Source organism: Rhizobium pantanalense, from assembly GCF_030182525.1.
Lineage (GTDB): Bacteria > Pseudomonadota > Alphaproteobacteria > Rhizobiales > Rhizobiaceae > Rhizobium.
In genome coordinates, this window is record NZ_JAQJCH010000004.1 from 411,657 (window position 1) to 429,739 (window position 18,083).

The window sequence follows — 18,083 nt, forward strand, 5'->3', positions numbered from 1 at the left end:
GGAAAATCCATGAAACTGTTGCGTGTTGGCGAAGTCGGCAAGGAAAAGCCGGCGCTTTTGGATAGCGACGGCAAGATCCGCGATCTCTCCGCCCACGTCGCTGATATAGGCGGCGAGGCCATTTCGCCGGCAGGTCTTGCGAAGATCGCAGCCCTTGATCCGAAAAGCCTGCCTGAATTGCCGGAAGGCCGCCTCGGTGCCTGCGTTGCTGGCACGGGCAAGTTCATCTGCATCGGCCTGAACTTCTCGGATCACGCCGCCGAAACCGGCGCCACCGTGCCGCCGGAGCCGATCATCTTCATGAAGGCAAGCTCGGCCATCGTCGGCCCGAACGACAACGTGCTGATCCCGCGCGGCTCTGAGAAGACCGACTGGGAAGTCGAGCTTGGCGTCATCATCGGCAAGACCGCGAAATATGTCAGCGAAGCCGATGCGCTTGATTATGTCGCCGGTTACTGCGTTTCCCACGACGTCTCCGAGCGCGCCTTCCAGACCGAGCGCTCCGGACAATGGACCAAGGGCAAGTCCTGCGACACCTTCGGCCCGATCGGCCCCTGGCTCGTCACCAAGGACGAGATCGCCGATCCGCAGAATCTCGGCATGTGGCTGAAGGTCAACGGCAAGATGATGCAGAACGGCTCGACCAGGACCATGGTCTATGGCGTTGCCTACCTCGTCTCCTATCTCAGCCAGTTCATGTCGCTGCATCCCGGCGACGTCATCTCCACCGGCACGCCTCCGGGCGTCGGCATGGGCATGAAGCCGCCGCAGTACCTGAAGCCGGGCGATGTCGTCGAGCTCGGCATGGAAGGCCTGGGCACGCAGCGCCAGACCTTCCTTGCCGACGCGTAAGGCGTGCGAAGCTCAGGAACTTTAACCTTTTGAGATCATTGTTGATGCCGGGGAAGCGATTCTCCGGCGTTTTTTATCGATAAGAACCAATTGTAGTTATGTTGCTCTGCAGCAAAAACTGCTAGGTTGGACTATAGGAAGGATGAGGATCGCGCCCGAGGAGCCGTCATTATCCTGCTGCACAGCGCGACCGGAGGAGCGCCGCAGTGAAGGCAGCGACACGCAAGGCGCGTGCGCTTCAATGATTTAGGTGATTTGCGCGGCTGAATGCCTCGCATCACGAAAGGTAAAGCCCCCATGTTTTATCAGTTTTATGAACTCAATCACGCCGCTCTCGCACCCTTTCGCGCCGCGGCGGACATGATGCGCCTGGCCTATGCCAATCCCCTTAATCCCTTTTCGCATACGGTCTTCGGCCGCACCTTGACGGCCAGTCTCGAAGTTTTCGAGCGCACCACACGGCGCTACGGCAAGCCGGAATTCGGCCTTCCGGAGACGGTGATCGACGGCAAACCGGTCTCGGTTCATGAAAAGATCGTCTGGAAGAAGCCCTTCTGCAATCTCATCCATTTCGAGCGCAGCCTGCCCGCCGGCCACAGCGCCGATCCCCGCATCCTGATCGTCGCGCCGATGTCCGGCCACTATGCGACGCTGTTGCGCGGCACCGTGGAAGCCCTGCTGCCGGGCGCCGACGTCTACATCACCGACTGGATCGATGCCCGCATGGTGCCGATGACCGAAGGCACGTTCGATCTCGACGACTATATCGATTACGTCATCGAGATGCTGCACCACCTCGGCCCGGATACGCATGTCGTCGCCGTCTGCCAGCCATCCGTTCCGGTTCTCGCGGCAGCTGCCGTCATGGAAGCGGCGGGCGATCGCCTGGCACCCTCATCCATGACGCTGATGGGCGGTCCGATCGATACCCGTATCAATCCGACCGCGGTCAACCAGCTTGCCAAGGAAAAGCCGCTGGAATGGTTTGCCGATAATGTCGTCATGAACGTGCCCTGGCCGCAGCCGGGCTTCATGCGGCCCGTCTACCCCGGCTTCCTGCAGCTGTCCGGCTTCATGTCGATGAACCTCGACCGACACATGATCGCCCACAAGGACTTCTTCGTGCACCTCGTCAAGAATGACGGCGAGCCGGCCGAGAAGCATCGCGATTTCTACGACGAATATCTGGCCGTCATGGATCTGACGGCGGAATTCTATCTGCAGACGGTCGATCAGGTCTTCATGAAGCATGCGCTGCCCAAGGGCGAACTGATGCACCGCGGCGAGCGTGTCGATCCCTCGGCCATCCGCAACGTTGCGCTTCTGACCGTCGAGGGCGAAAACGACGATATTTCCGGTGTCGGCCAGACGCATGCGGCGCAGACCATCTGCACCAACATCCCCGACCACATGCGCATGCATTACTTGCAGCCGGATGTCGGCCATTACGGCGTCTTCAACGGTTCGCGTTTCCGCCGCGAGATCGCGCCGCGCATCCTGGCCTTTACCCGCGAACATGCCCGTACCGGCCGATCGGTGGTGAAGCGTGTCATCAAGGGCGGAAAATCCACCTAATGTCGAGCAAAATCAAATAGATAGAGCGGTTCGGAATTTCGTCGGAGAGCCGAACCGCTTTTGCTGTGCAAACTATTAGCTTTTGTTGAATTATCAACGCCAATTCAAGTACTTGTCCGATTCCGCCTGGCGATCCCATTGAAGCCTCACGAAGCGGTTACCATCTCGATTCCAGCGGTACCGCAATGATCGGGCCGTTTACCGCGCCGCGCGTCCTTGGAACGCGCTGAGATGCAGGTAGAGCTTTAAAAACCGCGCAGAAGCCTGACCATTGACCGGTATCGGTCGAGGGGCGATGCGCCGTGCGAGGATACCTGACAATGAACCAATCTGCATTACTTCGTCCGGATTGGACTCCGGCTACTATTGCCCTGATGGTGCTCGGCTTCGTGGTCTTCTGGCCCCTTGGCTTCGCCATGCTCGCCTATATTCTCTTCGGGGAACGTTTGCGGGAATTCAAACGGGATGTGAACGAAAGGACCGACGGCATGTTTGCTGGCTGCGGACGTCATCGCAATCGTCATCGCCATTCCTTCTCCTCGACCGGCAACGTCGCCTTCGACGACTGGCGCCGGGCAGAGCTTGAGCGCCTCGAACAGGAGCGCCGCAAGCTGGATGAGATGCGCGCTGAATTCGATGCTTATGCTCGCGAACTGCGCCGTGCCAAGGATCAGGAAGAATTCGACCGCTTCATGCGCGAGCGCAACAACGTTAAGCGCAATGACAATGGCGGTTCGCCGACCGAATTCCAGACGCCGTGACGGGAGTTCCGCCACGAGGTCAAAACCGGCATCGAACGATGCCGGTTTTTCTTTGCCAGAAACACTCGCGAATCATATAAAACTGCCTCATGTTGCCGCTGCTCTCCAGATCCCGCAAACCGCCGGCCAAGCCGCTTGCGCCGGAAACGCGCACGCTCGATGTCGCCGGCCGGCTGATGCCGCTGACGATCCGTCAGCACGAGCGGGCCACGCGCATCACGCTCCGGATCGAGCCCGGCGGACGGTCGCTGAAGATGACCATTCCACGTGGATTGGCGGCACGCGAGGTCAATGCCTTCCTCGACCGGCATCAGGGCTGGCTTCTGACGAAACTCGCGAAGTTTTCGGTCGACAACAGCCTGCGTGGTGGCGGCGAAATCCTCCTGCGCGGCGTGCGTCACCGGATCGAGCATACCGGCACCTTGCGCGGTCTCACCGAAGCCATCGTCGTCGAGGGCGTTCCGGTGCTGCGCGTCAGCGGCCTGCAGGAACATGCCGGCCGCCGCATCGCCACCTTCCTGAAGAAGGAGGCCCGCGCCGATCTAGAAAAGCTTGTGGCTATCCACGCCAAGGCCGTCCGCGCCAGCGTCACGTCCATCACCATGAAGGATACCCGCAGCCGCTGGGGCTCCTGCTCCTCGCAAGGGAACCTGAGCTTCTCCTGGCGCATCGTCATGGCGCCGCCCTTGGTCATCGATTACCTCGCCGCCCACGAAGTCGCGCATTTGCGCGAAATGAACCACGGCCCGCGCTTCTGGGCGCTCTGCCGCAAGCTTTGCCCCGACATGGACGAGGCCAAAGCCTGGCTGAAGCGCCACGGCAGCCAGCTGCACGCGATCGATTTTGATTGAACAGCATGCCCTGATAAACGCACTACGCTAAGGTCCCTCGTCCGCCCTCGTGGTTCGAGACGGCCCTTTGGGCCTCCTCACCATGAGCAACCATTAGATCAAGCAGTCCATGGGATATTTCTGGCAAGAACGGTGTTGACGTAGATCACGAGTTTTCTAGCGCAGGCGACAAGGGCGCATTTGTGCTTCTTGCCTTTTGCGATGAGACGGTTGTAGAGGGCGACGAGCTGCGGGTTCCATTTGAAGGCGGCTGGCAGTGCTGCGGCATAGAGGGCCTTGCGGGGCCTTGCGCGTCCGCCGGCGATATGGCGCAGGCCGCGCTGATTGCCGCTGTCATGATCGAAAGGTGCCAGGCCGATGAGGGCGGCGGCTTGTTCGCGCGACACATGGCCCAGTTCCGGCATATCGATGACCATCGACAGCGCGGTGGGCTTGCCGATGCCGGGAACGGAGCTTGCCAGATCAAGGCGTCGAGCGAGATCGGGATGGACACGGACTTCTTTTTCGAGTTGGCGGCGTTCACTGGCGATCCGTCTGTTCAAGGCAGCGATGTCGTCTTTGATTTCCGCAATCAGACGCGGATCGCGGCGATGCTCGAGGCGTGTCTTCAGGCGGGCGACGTCTTCGACCATGTCATCGATGTGGACGAGATGGTCGTGCAAGGCCTGCAGGACGGCGTTTTGCATGACGTCGGCGATCTTAGGCCGCGGCTCGGTGATCGCCGTGAAGGCGGCGATGATCGAGGCATCAAGCCGGTCGTTCTTGGCCCGGCGCAGCTTTAGGCGCGCGTATAGGCGCACCTGAAGCGGTTGATGCACGAGAACTTGCAACCCGGCCCGGTGCAGTGCCGCGACCGCCTCGCGCTCGTAGCCACCCGTCGCCTCGATGCCGACCCGTTCGACACCCGCCGTCGAAAGCCGCTCGACAACCTCGGTGAAGCCCGCCGCCGTATTGAGCGCCCGGAAGGACGCCTGTTCCACCCCTGTCGCCGCGTCGAGGATCGCCACGTCGAGAAATGCCTTGCCGGTATCTATCCCGGCAACTGTCGTGATAAGCTGCTTCATCTTCGTCGACCCATCCTTGCTATGCGAACCCATGGTTCCTGCAACCATCCGGGTCCGATGAAGAAACGGAGACGATCTTGCTCATGGACAGCCAAAGGCTTCGCCAAGGCTAAGGGCTGAACGATCCATCCCCGTCGCCGGGACCTGGACCGTCATCCAGATCCCGGCATCCGTAAGGATGCACCACTAAAACACAGCCGCCTAATACAAGGGCCAATCTTCCGCGCAATATGGCACTTCACCGGAAATGGGTTTCATGCAGCCGGAATCGGCTTAATGCGACGTTGCTTGTTCCATCCTCATCCTGAGGCGCAAGCCCGGAGGGCGAAGCCTCGAAGGACGAGGATGGCCCGGGACAGGTTCAAGCGCGTTATGGGAGGAGCGCAAAAATCCCGTAAACGTCGCCTTTAGGCTCGACTCTTGCGAAATTTCGTGTCACTCCGCTGCCATGAACCCCGATATCAAAATTTGTGGTCTGAAGACGCCGGAAGCGGTGGATCGTGCTCTGGAGCGCGGCGCCACCCATATCGGCTTTATCTTCTTTGAAAAAAGCCCGCGCTATATAGAGCCGGATCTCGCCGGCGAGCTTGCCGAGCGCGCGCGCGGCAAGGCGAAGGTTGTCGCCGTCACGGTCAACCCGACCAATGACGATCTCGACGAGATTATGGCGCTCGTGAAGCCGGATATGCTGCAGCTTCACGGCAATGAGAGCCCCGAGCGTGTCTTGACCATCAAAGCGGTCTATAATGTCCCCGTCATGAAGGCCATGTCGGTGCGAGATGCCGACGATCTGAAGCGGGTGGAATCCTATATCGGCATCGCCGACCGCTTCCTGTTCGACGCCAAGCCGCCTGTTGGTTCGGCGCTGCCGGGCGGAAACGGCGTGTCCTTCGATTGGAGCCTGATGAGTTGGGTCGACGATCGGGTGGACTATATGCTGTCCGGCGGTGTCAACAAGGACAATGTCGCTGAGGCATTGGCCTCCACCAAGGCCAGCGGTATCGATCTTTCCTCCGCGCTGGAAAGTGCGCCTGGGGTGAAGGATCTCGGCAAGATCGACCAGTTTTTCGACGCTTTTGCAGAAGCATGTCTGCCGGAACCGGCAGCAGGGAGTAGAAAGTGAACCAGACGCCTAAACCCAATTCCTTCCGCTCCGGCCCCGACGAGGACGGCCGTTTCGGCATTTATGGCGGCCGTTTCGTAGCCGAAACGCTTATGCCGCTGATCCTGGATCTGCAGGAGGAATGGGCGAAGGCGAAGGACGATCCGGCCTTCCAGGCGGAGCTGAAGGCGCTCGGCACGCACTATATCGGCCGCCCGAGCCCGCTTTATTTCGCCGAGCGCCTGACGGCCGAGCTTGGCGGCGCCAAGATCTACTTCAAGCGTGAAGAGCTGAACCACACCGGTTCGCACAAGATCAACAACTGCATCGGCCAGATCCTGCTCGCCAAGCGCATGGGTAAGACCCGCATCATCGCCGAAACGGGTGCCGGCCAGCATGGCGTGGCATCGGCGACCGTAGCTGCCCGCTTCGGCCTGCCCTGCGTCGTCTACATGGGCGCGACCGATGTCGAGCGCCAGGCACCGAACGTCTTCCGCATGAAGCTCTTGGGCGCAGAGGTTATCCCGGTGACAGCCGGCAGCGGCACGCTGAAGGACGCCATGAACGAAGCGCTGCGTGATTGGGTCACCAATGTCGACGACACCTATTATCTGATCGGTACGGCCGCCGGCCCGCATCCCTATCCGGAAATGGTCCGCGATTTCCAGGCCGTGATCGGCACCGAAGCCCGCGCGCAGATCCTGGAGGCCGAAGGCCGCCTGCCGGATCTGGTCATCGCGGCCGTTGGCGGCGGCTCGAATGCCATCGGCATCTTCCATCCGTTCCTGGATGACGAGGGCGTCAAGATCGTCGGCGTAGAAGCCGGCGGCAAGGGCCTGCAGGGCGACGAACACTGCGCCTCCATTACCGCCGGTTCGCCTGGCGTGCTGCACGGCAACCGCACCTATCTGCTGCAGGATGGCGACGGACAGATCAAGGAAGGCCATTCGATTTCGGCCGGCCTCGATTATCCCGGCATCGGCCCGGAACATTCCTGGCTGAATGATATCGGCCGCGCCGAATATGTGCCGATCATGGACCACGAGGCGCTCGAAGCTTTCCAGACGTTGACGCGCCTCGAGGGCATCATCCCGGCGCTCGAGCCGAGCCATGCGCTCGCCGAAGTGATCAAGCGCGCCCCGAAGATGGGCAAGGATGAGATCATCCTGATGAACCTCTCCGGCCGTGGTGACAAGGACATCTTCACCGTCGGCAAGATTCTGGGAATGTGAGTTAGACGCCATGACTGCACGTATGGACAAACGCTTCGCCGCTTTGAAGGCTGAAGGCCGCCCGGCACTCGTCACCTATTTCATGGGCGGCGATCCCGACTACGAGACCTCGCTCGGCATCATGAAGGCGCTGCCGGAAGCCGGCGCCGACGTCATCGAACTCGGCATGCCGTTTTCCGATCCCATGGCCGATGGACCAGCGATCCAGCTTGCCGGCCAGCGCGCCCTGAAGGCCGGCCAGACGCTGAAGAAGACCCTGCAGCTCGCCGCCGATTTCCGTAAGGTCGATGCCGATACGCCGATCGTGATGATGGGCTATTACAATCCGATCTACATCTACGGCGTTGAAAAGTTTCTGGACGATGCGCTGGCTGCCGGCATCGACGGCCTGATCGTCGTCGACCTGCCGCCGGAAATGGATGATGAGCTCTGCATTCCGGCGATCCGCAAGGGCATCAACTTCATCCGCCTTGCGACGCCGACCACCGACGACAAGCGCCTGCCCACGGTTCTGAAGAACACGACGGGCTTCGTCTACTACGTCTCGATGAACGGCATCACCGGTTCGGCGCTGCCCGATCCGTCGCTGGTGTCTGGTGCCGTCAAGCGCATTAAGCAACATACCGAGTTGCCGGTCTGCGTCGGCTTCGGCGTCAAGACGGCCGAGCATGCCAAGCTGATCGGCGCCGCCGCCGATGGCGTCGTCGTCGGCACCGCGATCGTCAATCAGATTGCCACCAGCCTCACCAAGGATGGCAAGGCAACAGCAGACACCATCCAGGCTGTGGCCACCCTGGTGCGCGGCCTATCGACGGGAACGCGTTCCGCCCGCCTTGTTGCCGCCGAATAGTTTCCCCATATAGGCCTCTCATCAATCCCCTGCGGATTGAGGGGAAAAGCCTATGGGCATTTGGTGACGACTAGGATATCGATTAATTCGGTCGATTAGGAGTTTCGAATTGAACTGGATCACGAATTACGTCCGCCCGCGGATCAATTCCATGCTGGGCCGTCGCGAGGTTCCGGAGAATCTCTGGATCAAATGCCCGGAAACGGGCGAAATGGTCTTCCATAAGGATCTGGAAGAGAACAAGTGGGTCATCCCCGCATCCGGCTTCCATATGAAGATGCCGGCCAAGGCCCGTCTTGCCGATCTCTTCGACAACGGCGAATACGAAGCCCTGCCGCAGCCCAAGGTCGCGCAAGACCCGCTGAAGTTCCGCGACTCCAAGAAATATATCGACCGCCTGAAGGACAGCCGCCTCAAGACCGAGCAGGAGGATACGATCCTTGCCGGCCTCGGCAAGGTTCGCGGTCTGAAGCTCGTGGCTGTCGTGCATGAATTCAACTTTATCGGCGGTTCACTCGGCATGGCCGCCGGGGAAGCCATCGTGAAGGCTTTCGAGCGCGCCATCGCCGAAAAGTGTCCGCTGGTCATGTTCCCGGCTTCTGGCGGTGCCCGCATGCAGGAAGGCATCCTGTCGCTGATGCAGCTGCCGCGCACGACAGTCGCCGTCGACATGCTGAAGGAAGCTGGCCAACCCTACGTCGTGGTTCTGACCAACCCGACGACCGGCGGCGTCACGGCATCCTACGCCATGCTGGGTGACATCCATCTCGCCGAACCCGGCGCCGAAATCGGCTTTGCCGGCAAGCGCGTGATCGAGCAGACGCTGCGCGAAAAGCTTCCCGAGGGCTTCCAGACCTCGGAATACCTGCTGGAGCACGGCATGGTGGACATGGTCGTCAAACGTCACGACATTCCGGACACTTTGGCGACGCTTCTGAAGATCCTGACCAAGGCGCCGGCAAACGACGTATCGGTCAAGAACAAGAATGGCGCGGCACTGGCGATAGCAGCGAGCGCCTGACATCATCGATTGCCGACGGGCGGAGGTGCGGGATGACGTCTATGGATCAGTCCGCAATGAGCGAGGCAGCACGCGAGATCGAGAAGCTCATGGGGCTGCACCCCAAGGGCTTCGATCTTTCTCTGGAGAGAATAACCCGGCTGCTCGAGGTCCTCGGAAATCCCCATCAGAAATTACCGCCGGTGATCCATGTTGCCGGTACCAACGGAAAGGGCTCGGTGACGGCCTTTTGCCGCGCGCTGCTCGAAGCGGGCGGCTATAGCGTGCATGTCCATACCTCGCCGCATCTCGTCAACTGGCACGAGCGCTACCGCATCGGCGTCAAGGGCGGCCGCGGCAAGCTCGTTGACGATACCGTGTTTGCCGATGTGCTCAAGCGCATCGCCAAGGCAAACGGCGGGCAGAAGATCACCGTCTTCGAAATCCTGACGGCCGCGACCTTTCTCCTTTTTGCTGAGCATCCGGCCGATGTCGCGGTCATCGAGGTCGGACTTGGTGGCCGTTTCGATGCCACTAATGTCCTCTCCGATCCGGCTGTTTCCGTCATCATGCCGATCTCGCTCGATCACCAGCCCTATCTCGGCGACCGCGTCGAACTGATCGCAGCGGAAAAGGCCGGCATCATGAAGCCGGGCCATCCCGTCGTCATCGGCCATCAGGACTATGATGCCGCGCTCGACGTGCTGATCTCGACAGCCGAGCGGCTTCGTTGCCCGACCGCCGTCTTCGGTCAGGATTTTTCCGCCCATGAGGAATATGGCAAGCTGGTCTATCAGGACGAGTTCGGCCTGGCCGATCTGCCGCTGCCGCGCCTGCCGGGCCGTCACCAATATGGCAATGCTGCCGCCGCCATACGGGCGGTCAAGGCCGCCGGTTTCGTCGTGACCGAAGCGATGATGGAAAAGGCGATGACCTCGGTCGAATGGCCGGGCCGCCTGCAGCGACTGACCGAAGGCGAATTGGTTGCGCATGCGCCCGAACGGGCCGAGATCTGGGTCGATGGCGGCCACAATCCCGGCGCCGGCGAAGTCATCGCGGAAGCCATGGCCAATTTTGAGGAGCGCCGGCCACGGGCCTTGTTCCTGATCACAGGCATGATCAACACCAAGGATCCGATCGGCTATTTCAAGGCCTTTGCCGGCTTGGCTGAGAAAGTCTATTGCGTGCCGATCCGAGGCAGTGAAGCGATGGTCGATCCCGTCATTCTCGCCAATGCCGCTTATGATGCCGGCCTCATAGCCGAACCCATGTCCAGCGTCGTTGAGGCGCTGGATGCGATCAAGGATCTGGCCGTGCCGAATGTGCCTGCCCCGCGCATCCTGATCGGCGGTTCGCTTTATCTGGTTGGCGATGTCCTTGCGGACAACGGCACGCCGCCGCAGTGATTTTGGTCGGGCGGTCAGCCACCTGCCCTCGTGCTTCGAGACGGCCTGAGGCCCCCTCAGCATGAGGGCTGACCTTTGCCCCAACCGCTCCGGGCTCATTTCTTCGTCGCCTCTGCGTTGCCACGGCGACGAGCCTGCTCCATCCTCCCCCTGAGGTGCGAAGCCTCGGAGAACGAGGATGGCCCGCTCTCTCCGCACCAACAAAAAACCCCGCCGAAGCGGGGCTCTTGTTCCATACAATCGATACCGATCAGGCTGCGCTGGAGATCCAGCTCTGCAGGGCCGTCTTGGGAGCGGCGCCGACCTTGATGTCGGCAACTTCGCCGGCCTTGAACATGGCAAGCGTCGGGATCGAACGAACGCCGAACTGGGCGGCCAGTTCCGGGTTTTCGTCGATGTTGAGCTTGGCAACCTTGACCTTGCCTTCGAACTGCACGGCGAGTTCTTCCAGAGCCGGGGCGATCATCTTGCACGGACCGCACCATTCGGCCCAGAAATCAACGACGACAGGCTCTGCAGACTGCAGCACTTCGGTGGCGAAGTTGGAGGTATCGACTTTAACGGTAGCCATAGGCTGCTCCTTACCAGGATTTGCGGGTTGCTAGATATGTGATGGTGCGGTGCCCAGATTTCAATATCTGGTATTTCACTTTGTCTCGAGCTCCGCAAGCGCCAATGCAAGCGCCCCGTCCGACAGCGTGTAGATCGAGGCATTTTCAGTATAGACCAGCATGCAGTCGATGCGCTTTCCCGGATAGAGCGGCGAAAGGATCTCGCGATAGATGGCAAGCTGCGCTTTATGCGCGAAGGGGATGCTGCTTTCCTCGTCAGGCGGTACGCGATTCGTCTTGTAGTCGAGGATGACGACCCGATCGTCGAGGTCAGCCAGCCGGTCGATCCGTCCAGAGACGGCGTAGGACTGGCTGCCGAGTTTCAGCGTACCCATGATCGAGACTTCGGCTTGCGCATGCGTGCTGAAGGTGCCCTGCAGATCAGGATGCGATAGCAGCGCCATGACCGACTTCACCAGCGCCTCGCGCTCTGCCTGCGGCCAGAAGCGCGCGGCCCGCTCGGCATAGCGCCGGGCGGCGTCGGCCCGCTCTTCGGGCGCGATTTCAGGCAAGGTCTGCAGCATCCGGTGAATGAAGCGGCCTTTTTGCAGGGCGCGGTCGGATTTGGCCTCTTCGCCGAAAAGCGCCGAGGTCACCAACAGATCGTCGGCTTCCTCGTCGATGACGGTACCGACCCCGGAGGGGCTGAGCGGCCGCGGCAGGCTTCTTTGCGGCGGCAGCGGCCGGTTGAGGCTGTCGGGCAGGCTAGCGCGTCCCGAGCGCTTCTCATGCTCCTTAGCGGTCTCGAATTCGAGCTGGACCTGGGCGACCCGCCAGCTCAAGCCCTGCCAGTCGCCATCGGGTCCGGTGAAAGTCTTCTGCGTGCAGTGCAGTTCATGCCCGCGCAGCGCTGCGGAAATCATCGCATGCCAGGTATCGGCATTCTCACGGACTCCGCGGTAGCCGCAAATGATCAGCCGGTCGGCGGCACGGGTCATGCCGACATAGAGGAGCCGGCGATATTCCTCCTCTGCCAGCGACTGCAGCCGCGCCGTATCGGCCTGTGTCAGCGAATTGGCGAGCGCCGAGACCGGTACCCAGACTGGGAGCGGGATTTCGTCCCTGCCGGTTTCGATCAGCCGTAGCTTCGGCAGGTGCGTATGGGTGAAGGCCTTGCCGCCGCCATCGACGAGGAAGACGATCGGTGCCTCCAGCCCCTTCGAGGCATGCACCGTCATGATCCGCACCTCGTTACGGCCCTTGTCCTGCTCGCGCTTGACCGTCGGCGCTTCCAACTCCAGCGTCGAGATGAAGGATTGCAGGCCGGGCAGGCCGCTCGTCTCATGGTCGAGCGTGAAGGTCAGGAATTCGTCAAGGATATCACTGACTTCAGTGCCGAGCCGTGCCAGAAACTTCCGTCTGCCGCCGAAGCTGCCAAGCACGCGCGCATAGAAATCGTGCACGGGCAGGCTCTTCGAGAGGGCAAGGAAAGTCTTCAGCCGTTCGACCACCTGGCTGAAGCGGTCGTGGCCGTCGGTTGCAAATCTCTGCAGATGGCTCCAGACGCTTTCCTCGTCATCGCGATAGGCGGCAACGGCAAAGACATCTTCCTCGCTCAGATCGAACAATGGGCTTTTCAGGAGCGCACACAGCGAGAGATCGTCCTCCGGCAGCAACAGGAAGCGGCCGAGCGCCAAAAGATCCTGAATGGCGATATGGCTGGTCAGCACCAGTCGGTCAGCGCCGGCGACGGGAATGTTGCCGCGCCGCTTCAGGGCGCGGGTCAGCGCGTTGACGAAGCTGTCGCGCTTGCGCACCAGCACGAGAATGTCGCCAGCCTCGATGAAACGCGCCTTACCCTTCTCGATAATCGTTTCCCGGCCGATGAGATTGCCGATCGTGTGTGCCATTCGCCGCGCCAGGATGGCGGCGGGTGCGCTTTCCGGCGTCGAATCGAAGGGGGCCGTCCAGTCCTCTTCCTTGGCGGCCGGCTCCAGCGCGATCATCTCCCAGAGGTCAACGGCGCCGGGATGGCCGATGCGGCTGGAACGATGCACGACAGGCTCGTTGACGGCGCTAAGCCCCCGGGCATTCTCCGGACTCGTGAAGACATGATCGACGGCGCCGAGCACATCCGCTGTCGAGCGAAAGGAGAGGGGCAGGCGGATCGATGAGAATTGCTGACCGCTCGCTGCCACGCGCCGCCGCGTGCGGTCGCTTTCCTCGGAAAAGCGTTCGGGACGTGCGCCCTGGAACGAATAGATCGATTGCTTCTCGTCACCCACGGCAAAGATGGTCCTGAGCGTCGGCCGGGCGCTGTCACCGGAGAAGAAATCCTCCGCCAGCGACTGGATGACGCTCCACTGAATCGGACTGGTATCCTGTGCCTCATCGACGAGAACGTGGTCGATGCCCTGATCCAGCTTATAGTGGATCCAGGGACCGACATCCTTCTTGGTCAAGAGATCGGCCGTGCGGGTGATGAGGTCCTCGAAATCGAGCTGGCTGCGGCGCTTCTTCAGCTCCTCATAGTCGCGGTTCAGGCGATCGGCGAGAATAAGGGCAGCATGGGTGGCGCGATACATCCGCATCAGCTTCAACCGGTCGCGGCTTGCAACGACATGGGCGCGTGCTTCAGCGACCGCTTCGGCGAGGGCAGGCGCATCTGCGAGCATCGCCTTGACAAAGAACTGGCTGTCTGACTTTGGTTCGCCCTTGGCGGTCAGCATGGCCTTTTCCAGGATCTCGGCGCGGGCAAGCGGATCTGCCTCGCGCTTGGCAAGCCGCAGCGCATAAGCAACTTCCTGTGCCTTGGCGCCACCCTTCTCGTCGGCAAGCGTGAGATAAAGCTCCAGTGTTGCTCCAGGCAGACCGGGCAACGGCCAATATTGCTCGGCAATGCTCGCTTCCGTCTCTCCAGGCGTGAGACCGAGCCGGGCAAGCAACGCGGCCTCGATGCCACCTTTGCGCGCGGCTGTCTCGGTGAAACGACGGATCGCATTGCGATTGGCAACGATATCGCCGAGCAGGGTCTCGAGCCCGGATTCATCACCGAGATCGAGCACATAGTCAAAAGCTCGCGCCAGTTCGGCATCGCCATGCGGTGTCGTTGCCGTCAGCAACGCACGGCGTGCATCGTCGAGCAGAACTTCGGCGGCGCGATCGTCGAGAACGGAGAAATGCCCGGCGACGTTTGCTTCGAGCGGAAATTGATGCAGCAAGGCCTCGCAAAAGGCATGGATGGTCTGGATCTTCAGTCCGCCCGGCGTTTCCAGCGCCTTGGCAAAGAGCCGCCTCGCCTCGGCGAGCTTGAAGATGTCAGGCTCCTTGCCCTCGATATCGGCGATGCGTGTCTTCAGCTCCTCGTCCGGCATCGTTGCCCAGGCGGCCAGCCGATCGAAGACGCGGTTCGACATTTCGGACGCGGCCGCCTTGGTATAGGTGAGGCAGAGGATGGCCGAGGGGCGTGCGCCGGCCAGAAGCAGACGGATGACGCGCTGCGTCAGTACATGCGTCTTGCCGGAGCCGGCATTGGCCGAAACCCAGGCCGAGCGTTCGGGGTCGGAGGCTATGGATTGCTGAATCGTCGTCCAGCCGATCCAGACGCCGGGGTCGTCGCCTTCGGGCAGAGTCGCGAAGTCGTCGGCGGAAAAATCACTCATCGCCGCCACCTTCCTGCTCGGTCTCGGCCGTCGACCATTCCGAGACACGGGCGAGGTGATCGTAGTCGCCGCCATATTCGAACTGCTGTGCCGGGATCAGCCGCGAGGAGAAGCCCTTCTCGCCCGATTGCAGCAGCGAGACGAACTTCACCAGCTGGTCCATCGACTCCTGCGCGAGATCCATAGCCGACTTCGTTTCCGTCTTGCCGCCGCGGCTGGAATGCTCGTTGTTGACCTGATCGACCTTGAAGCGATCGCCGGGCCGCAGCCGCACATAAAGCAGGTTCTCGGGGATCAGTGCGTCGATATTTCGGAAGGCGCCTGCCTTCAGCGCATAGGCTTCCAGTGCCAGCTGCGGATCGAGCAGCGCGCGCGCCTGTGGCGGCGAGGGATTGTAGCCGGTCTTGTAGTCGATGAGATCGGCGCCCTTGTCGTTTTTGATGTCGATGCGGTCGGCAACGCCCGTCAACCGAATGCCGATAGGCTCGATCTCGACGCCGGCCGGCACTTCCGTCGCAGTTTTGCGAACCAACGGCCGTCGTTCTGCTTCCCAGTCAAGGAAGGCGCGCGCGACTTCGCGAAAGCGTGGCCGCCAAACGCTGTCGATGTGGACGGGCAGCTTTTCGGCATCGAAAAGCTCCGCGATGATGTGATCCATCGCCAGTGCCGCATCGGGCGTGCCGGCCAGATGCCCTTCGCGGACGAAGCGATCGATGATCTTGTGATAGAGCGTACCACGTTCGGCTGGGCCGGGATCGCGGTTGAACGGATCGACCGGATCGAGCCGCAGCACGCGCCGGGCATAGATGGAGTAGGGATCGCGCCGCAGCCGGCCCACTTCGCTGAAGGAATAGCTCTTCGGCTGCAGCTCTGCAGGCGGCTTTGGTGCCGGGCGCAGCGCCGGAGCTTGGTTTTCGCCCTCGTCGATCATTCCTGCCCAATGGCGATACTGGTCGCCGCGTGCCTTCATGGCCTCTTCCAGTTCCTTGCCGCCGAGTGCGATCAGCCGCTGCAGCCAGCGTGAGGCGACCGTCGGCGTCGAACCCTGGCGGAGAGCGCGGGAATAGATCAGGTCGCGCGTTCCGTTCGCCATTTCGAAATCGTGGGCAAGCTGGCCGATACGGCGCTCCGGCGGCTCCAGTCCGATCTCGGTCTTCATGCTGCGCGAAATGAAGGGATTGTTTGCCGTTTGCCCCGGCCAGGACCCTTCGTTCAACCCTCCAAGGATCAGCGTATCGACGCTCTGCAGGCGCGCTTCCAGCGTGCCGAAGATGAAGAGACGGGGATGGCTGAGCGCCCGCGGCTTCACCGCTTGGCCCACGCAGAGCGCAGCCACGATGTCGATCCACTGCACCCCATCTGCCTCGAACTGACCTTCGGTTTCGATGACATCCCGAAGGAGGCTGGCGAGCGTGTCCCCAGCCTCGCCGGACCAGAGCCCTGCCAGGCTGCCGCGCTCGTCGACGGCTGCAGCTTCAAGGGCACGGCCCGTACGCTCGGCCCAGTCCGAAAGTGTGAGGAGACCCTCTGACGCGGGCAGGGATATCAGCGGTTCGCAGGCCGCAGTCACTCGCTCGGCAAGCGCTCGCGCATGCTCGATGGCCTCAGGCGGCAGCGCTTTGCGCCATTGCGGCGCATAGCGATCATTCGCCTGCTCTGCCATGCGGTCGTCAAGCAGGGCTTCCAGCCTGCCGATATCGATGTTGTCGACACCGCCCCTGAGAGCCAGGATCTCCAGCGCATCGACGCCTGGCTGGTGTATCTCTGTCGGCAGGCCGAACAAGGCGAGGGGATGCTTGAGCAGTGAGACGACGGCAACGGGATCGCCAGGGCGAAGGGATGCTTCCAGCAGCAGCTGCAGCAACGTGCCCTGTGGCGTGGCGTTCAGCGGCGTGCCGGCCGAATCGTCGGCAGTGATGCCGAAACGGGCGAGCTCAGCCGTCACGCGCCGGGCGAGATTGCGGTCAGGCGTGATCAAGGCCGCCTGGCTTTCACCGCCGTTGCGCCCCGGCTTGTCCAAAGCCAGCCGCAAGGCGATGGCGATCGCGGTCGCCTCCTCGCGCTCATTAGCCGCTTCGATCAGCGCCACATCGGCGAATGCATCCGGGATCGCATCAGGAGTGAGCGTCTTGCGCCAGCTTCCCCAACCACTTGTCGCCTTGGCCGGCGCCAGCGCCCGTGACAGGATCTGCGCCCGCATCTGCATGGTTTCAGACGCATCTGCTATGGGTTCGACATCGCGCCGGGTAACGCGCAACCGCTTCAGCAATAGCGAAAGACCATATTGCGGATGGCTGCGCGTGGTCGGATCGGCTCTTTCGCCGATCGATGTTTCCGGCGCCACCAGCTGCCAATCCTCTTCTGGCATCGCAAGATCGAGGCCGGGCAGCACGATTACGCCCTGTGGCAGGGCTGCGACCGCTGCGATCAGCTCCGCCGTGGCCGGCACCGAGCCCGTCGAGCCTGCTATGATAACCGGCCCCGGGTGCCGCATCGTGGATATGCGCTGCGCTTCGGCACGCAGAATGGCATTGCGGTTGCGGGCAGGTGACGATTTGCCAAGCTCTTCGAGGCGCGCCGGCCAGAAGGCGCTGGCGATCGCCAGGAATTCTGCTGTCAGTTGCCACCAGAGCGCATGATCCTCCGCGCTGAAATTGGCAAGCTCGCTCCATTCGCGATCCTCCGTCTCCAGCGAATCGATGAGTTCGGCGAGATTGCGGGCGAGCCATATGGCATCCGCCGGGCTTGCCGGCGCTACCAGCGGCGAATCGGAATGAATATCACGCACGATCTGCGGCAGCTTGTTACGCCAGGCAAGGATCAGCCGTGCCAGCTCCAGCAGTCGTGCCGTATTGGCGAGCGGGTGCGCCAGATCGGCCGTTTCCGGCAGGGCTTCTTCGAAATAGCCGCTGTCGTCATCGGTTTCGCCAAGCGGGCGGACGACGGGCAGGATGGCGGAGCGGCCGCCGAGCAGATCGACGAATTCCGAGCGCAGCACGCGCGCCGCACGCCGCGTCGGCAGGAAGATGCTGACCTTGGCGAGCGACAGCGGGTCGGCAGGATCATGGCGGAAATGCTCGGTCAGCCGGCCGTCGCAAAGCGCTGTCGCAAGAGTCCTCAGAAAGGGCAGGCCTGCCGGAATCGTCAGAATGCGCTGCCGGTGTCCGCCTGCCATAG

General features: G+C 61.8%; 13 protein-coding genes. 9 read left to right on the plus strand and 4 right to left on the minus strand.

All coding sequences use genetic code 11. From position 1 onward, the window contains the following. The first annotated feature begins 9 nt into the window (after window positions 1–9). From PH558_RS13800 to PH558_RS13815, 4 genes are all read left to right on the plus strand, one after another. Window positions 10–852, plus strand: a complete 843-nt coding sequence (locus PH558_RS13800) for a fumarylacetoacetate hydrolase family protein (RefSeq protein ID WP_113408466.1) — start codon at window positions 10–12, stop codon at window positions 850–852. Between the two features lie 297 nt (window positions 853–1,149). Next, window positions 1,150–2,427: a polyhydroxyalkanoate depolymerase gene (phaZ, locus tag PH558_RS13805; protein ID WP_285204916.1), complete on the plus strand. Its 1,278-nt coding sequence runs from the start codon at window positions 1,150–1,152 to the stop codon at window positions 2,425–2,427. Between the two features lie 320 nt (window positions 2,428–2,747). Next, window positions 2,748–3,188, plus strand: a complete 441-nt coding sequence (locus tag PH558_RS13810) for a DUF2852 domain-containing protein (protein WP_095433413.1) — start codon at window positions 2,748–2,750, stop codon at window positions 3,186–3,188. 89 nt (window positions 3,189–3,277) lie between these two features. After that, entirely contained in the window at window positions 3,278–4,039 is a 762-nt protein-coding gene (locus PH558_RS13815) for a M48 family metallopeptidase (protein WP_285204918.1), read from the plus strand. A 98-nt stretch (window positions 4,040–4,137) separates the two neighbouring features. On the opposite strand, the gene PH558_RS13820 is transcribed toward PH558_RS13815, so the two are convergent. Further along, window positions 4,138–5,103: an IS110 family RNA-guided transposase gene (locus PH558_RS13820; RefSeq protein WP_285204919.1), complete on the minus strand. Its 966-nt coding sequence runs from the start codon at window positions 5,101–5,103 to the stop codon at window positions 4,138–4,140. Window positions 5,104–5,551: 448 nt separating this feature from the next. Here PH558_RS13820 and PH558_RS13825 point away from each other — a divergent pair, with 448 nt between their 5' ends. The 5 genes from PH558_RS13825 (at window position 5,552) to PH558_RS13845 (ending at window position 10,693) form a co-directional block, all read left to right on the plus strand. Next, window positions 5,552–6,226 (plus strand): phosphoribosylanthranilate isomerase, encoded by a 675-nt coding sequence (locus PH558_RS13825; protein ID WP_285204920.1) that lies wholly within the window; start codon window positions 5,552–5,554, stop codon window positions 6,224–6,226. Further along, the gene (trpB, locus tag PH558_RS13830; RefSeq protein ID WP_095433416.1) at window positions 6,223–7,437 is read left to right on the plus strand and encodes a tryptophan synthase subunit beta; all 1,215 of its coding nucleotides are present in this window, start codon (window positions 6,223–6,225) and stop codon (window positions 7,435–7,437) included. The genes PH558_RS13825 and trpB overlap by 4 nt, the downstream gene beginning before the upstream one ends. A gap of 10 nt (window positions 7,438–7,447) precedes the next feature. Further along, window positions 7,448–8,287 carry a tryptophan synthase subunit alpha gene (gene trpA, locus PH558_RS13835; protein ID WP_069613930.1) on the plus strand — a complete coding sequence of 280 codons (840 nt, stop codon included), beginning with the start codon at window positions 7,448–7,450 and terminating at the stop codon, window positions 8,285–8,287. 109 nt (window positions 8,288–8,396) lie between these two features. Continuing rightward, window positions 8,397–9,308, plus strand: coding sequence for an acetyl-CoA carboxylase, carboxyltransferase subunit beta (gene accD / locus PH558_RS13840; protein ID WP_285204924.1), 912 nt, complete (start codon window positions 8,397–8,399; stop codon window positions 9,306–9,308). 32 nt (window positions 9,309–9,340) lie between these two features. After that, complete coding sequence (locus PH558_RS13845) at window positions 9,341–10,693, plus strand: bifunctional folylpolyglutamate synthase/dihydrofolate synthase (RefSeq protein ID WP_244575252.1); 1,353 nt, start codon at window positions 9,341–9,343, stop codon at window positions 10,691–10,693. A gap of 250 nt (window positions 10,694–10,943) precedes the next feature. Here PH558_RS13845 and trxA read toward each other — a convergent pair whose 3' ends face one another. The 3 genes from trxA to addB all read right to left on the minus strand — a co-directional run bounded on the left by trxA (window position 10,944) and on the right by addB (window position 18,081). Next, a complete protein-coding gene (gene trxA / locus PH558_RS13850) occupies window positions 10,944–11,264 on the minus strand; it encodes a thioredoxin (protein WP_069613933.1) in 321 nt (106 codons plus the stop codon). A gap of 75 nt (window positions 11,265–11,339) precedes the next feature. After that, a complete protein-coding gene (gene addA, locus PH558_RS13855) occupies window positions 11,340–14,906 on the minus strand; it encodes a double-strand break repair helicase AddA (protein ID WP_285204925.1) in 3,567 nt (1,188 codons plus the stop codon). After that, entirely contained in the window at window positions 14,899–18,081 is a 3,183-nt protein-coding gene (gene addB / locus PH558_RS13860; protein WP_285204926.1) for a double-strand break repair protein AddB, read from the minus strand. Before addB ends, addA begins: the two co-directional genes overlap by 8 nt. Between the last annotated feature and the right edge of the window lie 2 nt (window positions 18,082–18,083).

Excerpts from the sequence above, each read along its gene's own strand:
- addB (WP_285204926.1), bottom strand. The coding sequence starts at position 18,081 with ATGGCAGGCGGACACCGGCAGCGCATTCTGACGATTCCGGCAGGCCTG.
- trpA (WP_069613930.1), top strand. The coding sequence starts at position 7,448 with ATGACTGCACGTATGGACAAACGCTTCGCCGCTTTGAAGGCTGAAGGC.
- phaZ (WP_285204916.1), top strand. The coding sequence starts at position 1,150 with ATGTTTTATCAGTTTTATGAACTCAATCACGCCGCTCTCGCACCCTTT.
- PH558_RS13815 (WP_285204918.1), top strand. The coding sequence starts at position 3,278 with ATGTTGCCGCTGCTCTCCAGATCCCGCAAACCGCCGGCCAAGCCGCTT.
- PH558_RS13800 (WP_113408466.1), top strand. The coding sequence starts at position 10 with ATGAAACTGTTGCGTGTTGGCGAAGTCGGCAAGGAAAAGCCGGCGCTT.
- PH558_RS13845 (WP_244575252.1), top strand. The coding sequence starts at position 9,341 with ATGACGTCTATGGATCAGTCCGCAATGAGCGAGGCAGCACGCGAGATC.
- PH558_RS13825 (WP_285204920.1), top strand. The coding sequence starts at position 5,552 with ATGAACCCCGATATCAAAATTTGTGGTCTGAAGACGCCGGAAGCGGTG.
- PH558_RS13810 (WP_095433413.1), top strand. The coding sequence starts at position 2,748 with ATGAACCAATCTGCATTACTTCGTCCGGATTGGACTCCGGCTACTATT.
- PH558_RS13820 (WP_285204919.1), bottom strand. The coding sequence starts at position 5,103 with ATGAAGCAGCTTATCACGACAGTTGCCGGGATAGATACCGGCAAGGCA.
- trxA (WP_069613933.1), bottom strand. The coding sequence starts at position 11,264 with ATGGCTACCGTTAAAGTCGATACCTCCAACTTCGCCACCGAAGTGCTG.
- addA (WP_285204925.1), bottom strand. The coding sequence starts at position 14,906 with ATGAGTGATTTTTCCGCCGACGACTTCGCGACTCTGCCCGAAGGCGAC.